This is a genomic window from Streptomyces sp. CB01580 (genome assembly GCF_001905795.1).
GTDB lineage: Bacteria > Actinomycetota > Actinomycetes > Streptomycetales > Streptomycetaceae > Streptomyces.
Genome location: NZ_LIXJ01000073.1, coordinates 1 through 3,226 on the forward strand (window position 1 = coordinate 1; position 3,226 = coordinate 3,226).

A 3,226-nucleotide genomic window follows, 5' to 3' on the forward strand; every position below is an offset into this window, starting at 1 on the left:
CTTCCGTCGACATGAACCCCGCGAATGGTCCTGAGACGGTCGTCCGGGCAGAGCCCGCCCAGGTTTACGGCCGCCAGGCGGCGACCAGACACCGACTGACAGAGGTGCACGCGTCTCATAGTCGTATCAACGCAGCGTGCCCCATGCGCGGCCGTAGGGCAGATCGGGGGACTTATGGGGACTTCCGAGGAAATAATCAGCGAGGTGGTCGGATTGCTCCGGGCCTGCTGAGCTGGGGGAGTGGAGTGTGTGGCCGAGGTCGTGGGACGTCGATGACGAGCTGTGGGCGGCGAGCGAGCGGCTGCTGCGGCGGAGCGCCGGCCCGGGAATTCCGAGCGCAAGTGGCGCCCGACATCGTCGACCGCGTCGCTGGGAAATCGGCCGAAGGGAGTCGTCGATGCGGTGCCCGCTCTCGCGGCAGTGCAGAGGCACGGTCATCTCACATGCCGTTGTGCGCCCTTTGGCCATCGTCGGTCCGATAGGCGCTGTGCTCGTGCACGGCCACCACGCCCTCGACGCTCTGGCACAGGCGCTCGGTGATTGGAACCAGGCTCTTGAGCTCGATGTTTCCGCGGAGAGACACCTGCCCCTGCCTGACCTCGGCGGTCACCGCCGACGGAGCGAGCCCCATTGTTTCTTGCAGTACGTCCCGGTGGATCTCTTCCTGGATGGCCTCGTCCCGGCGGAGGAAGACCCGGAGGAGGTCGCTGCGGCTGACGATGCCCAGCAACTTGTCGGTCTCGGCCACGACAGGCAGGCGTTTCACGACAAGAACCGCGCACCACGCCAGCGGTTCGCTCGGAGATCGAGTGGATTGCCGTCCCGGCCTTTGCGGATGCTCGACCCCGTGGCACCCGGTCGGTACCTCGTCACTGCATGGTCATATGCCCTTGGCCTTCGCAGGGCGGCGCTCGGTCAGCGGGGCGGGAGCCGGTCCGCCTGGTCAGGTGCCGGTGATCTCGATGTGCCGGGGCTTGACGGTCTGTGCCTTGGGCACGGTGACGGTCAGCACGCCGTCGCTGAGGGCGGCGCTGACGTCGTCCGGCCTGACGTCGGATGGCAGGTGTGCGTGGTACTCGAAGTGCCCGGTCCGCCGGGTGCTGCGGCGCACCACCCCTTCGCGCTCACGTTCCTTGAGGTCCCCTGTGATACGCAGTTCCCGGCCGCTGATCTCGATGTCGATGCCGTCCCGCTTGATGCCCGGGAGTTCCGCCTCGATGACGTAGGCGTCATCGGTGTCCCGTACGTCCGCTGCGGGGGACCATGCGAGTCCGGCCGGTGCGGAGGCGGCGGAGCCCAGCAGCTGGTTCATCCGCTCGAACAGCTCGTCGAACTCTGCGGCGACCGGCTCGTTCCACCCCAGACCGGGAAAAGACCTTTCGAGCAGACTGCCGGGCCGGTGTCGTGCAGGGAGTGTCATCGCGGTTCACCTCCGCGGAGCAGGGCTTTCAGGTCACTATCCATGGTGCGCGTCACGCCGGAATCAGGCGACCGCGTCACGGGACGGAGGCTGCCCTCCCCGGTGAACGCGGCCCGCGGAAGCGAGGGCCGCCGAGGAAAGGAGCACATCGATGGAGTCGCTCACCCGTACGGCGGTCATCGGGATCGGGAACGAGTTCCGCCGCGACGACGGGGTGGGGTGGGCCGTGGTCGCGCTGCTGGGAGAGCAGAGCACGAGGCGGCCGTTGCCTGTGGATACCGTCCTCGCGCGGTCCGACGGCGAACCGGGCCGGTTGATCGCGCTGTGGGAGAACGCCGGTCTCGCGGTCGTCGTCGATGCATGCTTTCCCCCTTCGGCACGTCCCGGGCGGACGCACCGATGGTGCGACGAACCGGCCGGAGTTCTGCGTGCCGCCGCCGGACGGCACAGCACCCACGGACTCGGCCTCGCCGAAGCCCTGCGGCTCGGTGAGAGCCTCGGGAGCCTTCCGGACCGTCTCGTCCTGTACGCGGTCGAGGGAGCGGACCACTCACCCGGCTTCGGACTGACCCCGGAGGTGGCGCACGCGGTGCCCCGTCTGGCCAGGCGGATCAAGGTCGACATCGAGGGGCGCGGCGGACCGCCGTCGCGCGGCTACCGCGCCGGCTGAGTGGCGCACCGGCCGTTCGGGCGTGGGAGCACACCGGTCAGGCCGGACACGCCGTCCAGATCCGGGCACGGATCACGCTGGCCTGACACTCTGTCCGTGGACAGCCACACTCCGTGCGGCGACGCGATCGGGTCATGGTGGGCCCCGTCCCTTCGGCGAACGGCAGGGTGACGCGGGGCACGGAGACGAGGGACAGGCGGATGAACGACCTCGAAGACGACCGAGCGGACTACGGCGACCGGGCGGAGGCGGTGCTCGACCGCGGCGGACTCGACGCGCTCGTGCGTGCCCTCAAGCGGCGCGGGCGCACCGTGATCGGCCCGACCGTGCGCGACGGGGCGATCGTCCTGGACGAACTGGATTCCGCCGATGAGCTGCCCCACGGCTGGGGGGTCGAACTGGAAGCGGGACACTACCGGATCCGCCGCCGTCCGGACGGGGCGGCCTTCGCCCACAGCGCGGGACCGCAGTCGTGGAAGACGTATCTGCACCCCGAACGGGTCCGGCAGTGGACCGTGGACCGCCACCCCGTGGACGGGCCGACGGTGCGCGCGGAGGAGCCCAGGATCGTCTCCTACGCGTTCCTCGGCGTGCGGCCGTGCGATCTGCGGGCCATCCGGATCCTGGACCGGGTCATGGGCGGCGGCCGCCACCGGGACCCCGACTACGTGTCCCGGCGGACGGGCGCCTTCCTGGTCGCGGTCGAGTGCACCGAGCCGGGAGCCACCTGTTTCTGCGTGTCCATGGGAGCGGGACCGGGCGTGGACGCCGGGTACGATCTCGCGCTCACCGAGCTCGTGGACGCGTCCGGCCACCGCTTCCTGTGCCGGAGCGGGAGCGAGGAGGGCGCCGCTGTGCTCGCGGAACTCCCGCGCCGCAGCGCCGACGAGGCCGTACGGGCGGCCGCGTCCCGCGTCGTGCGTGAGGCCGCCGAGCACATGGGCCGGTCCATGCCCCCGGTGGATTTGCGTTCTCTGATGCGGGACAGCCTCGATGCGGAACGCTGGGACGACGTCACCTCCCGGTGCCTGAGTTGCGGCAACTGCACCATGGTCTGTCCCACCTGCTTCTGCACCACCACGGAGGACGTCACCGATCTCACGGGCGACCACGCCGAGCGGTGGCGCCGCTGGGAC

The 3,226-nt window shown here is 70.1% G+C and carries 4 protein-coding genes; 2 read left to right on the forward strand and 2 right to left on the reverse strand.

Annotation, left to right across the window (positions count from 1 at the left end):
• Window positions 1-439 precede the first annotated feature (439 nt).
• Both AMK22_RS37060 and AMK22_RS37065 read right to left on the reverse strand, forming a co-directional pair.
• Entirely contained in the window at window positions 440-790 is a 351-nt protein-coding gene (locus AMK22_RS37060; RefSeq protein ID WP_079186614.1) for a BON domain-containing protein, read from the reverse strand.
• Window positions 791-943: 153 nt separating this feature from the next.
• The gene (locus AMK22_RS37065) at window positions 944-1,420 is read right to left on the reverse strand and encodes an Hsp20/alpha crystallin family protein (RefSeq protein ID WP_073792131.1); all 477 of its coding nucleotides are present in this window, start codon (window positions 1,418-1,420) and stop codon (window positions 944-946) included.
• A 151-nt stretch (window positions 1,421-1,571) separates the two neighbouring features.
• Here AMK22_RS37065 and AMK22_RS37070 point away from each other — a divergent pair, with 151 nt between their 5' ends.
• Both AMK22_RS37070 and AMK22_RS37075 read left to right on the forward strand, forming a co-directional pair.
• Window positions 1,572-2,090, forward strand: a complete 519-nt coding sequence (locus tag AMK22_RS37070; protein ID WP_073792133.1) for a hydrogenase maturation protease — start codon at window positions 1,572-1,574, stop codon at window positions 2,088-2,090.
• Window positions 2,091-2,290: 200 nt separating this feature from the next.
• Window positions 2,291-3,226, forward strand: a 936-nt coding sequence (locus AMK22_RS37075; protein WP_073792134.1) for a 4Fe-4S dicluster domain-containing protein, incomplete at its 3' end; no start/stop codon positions are given.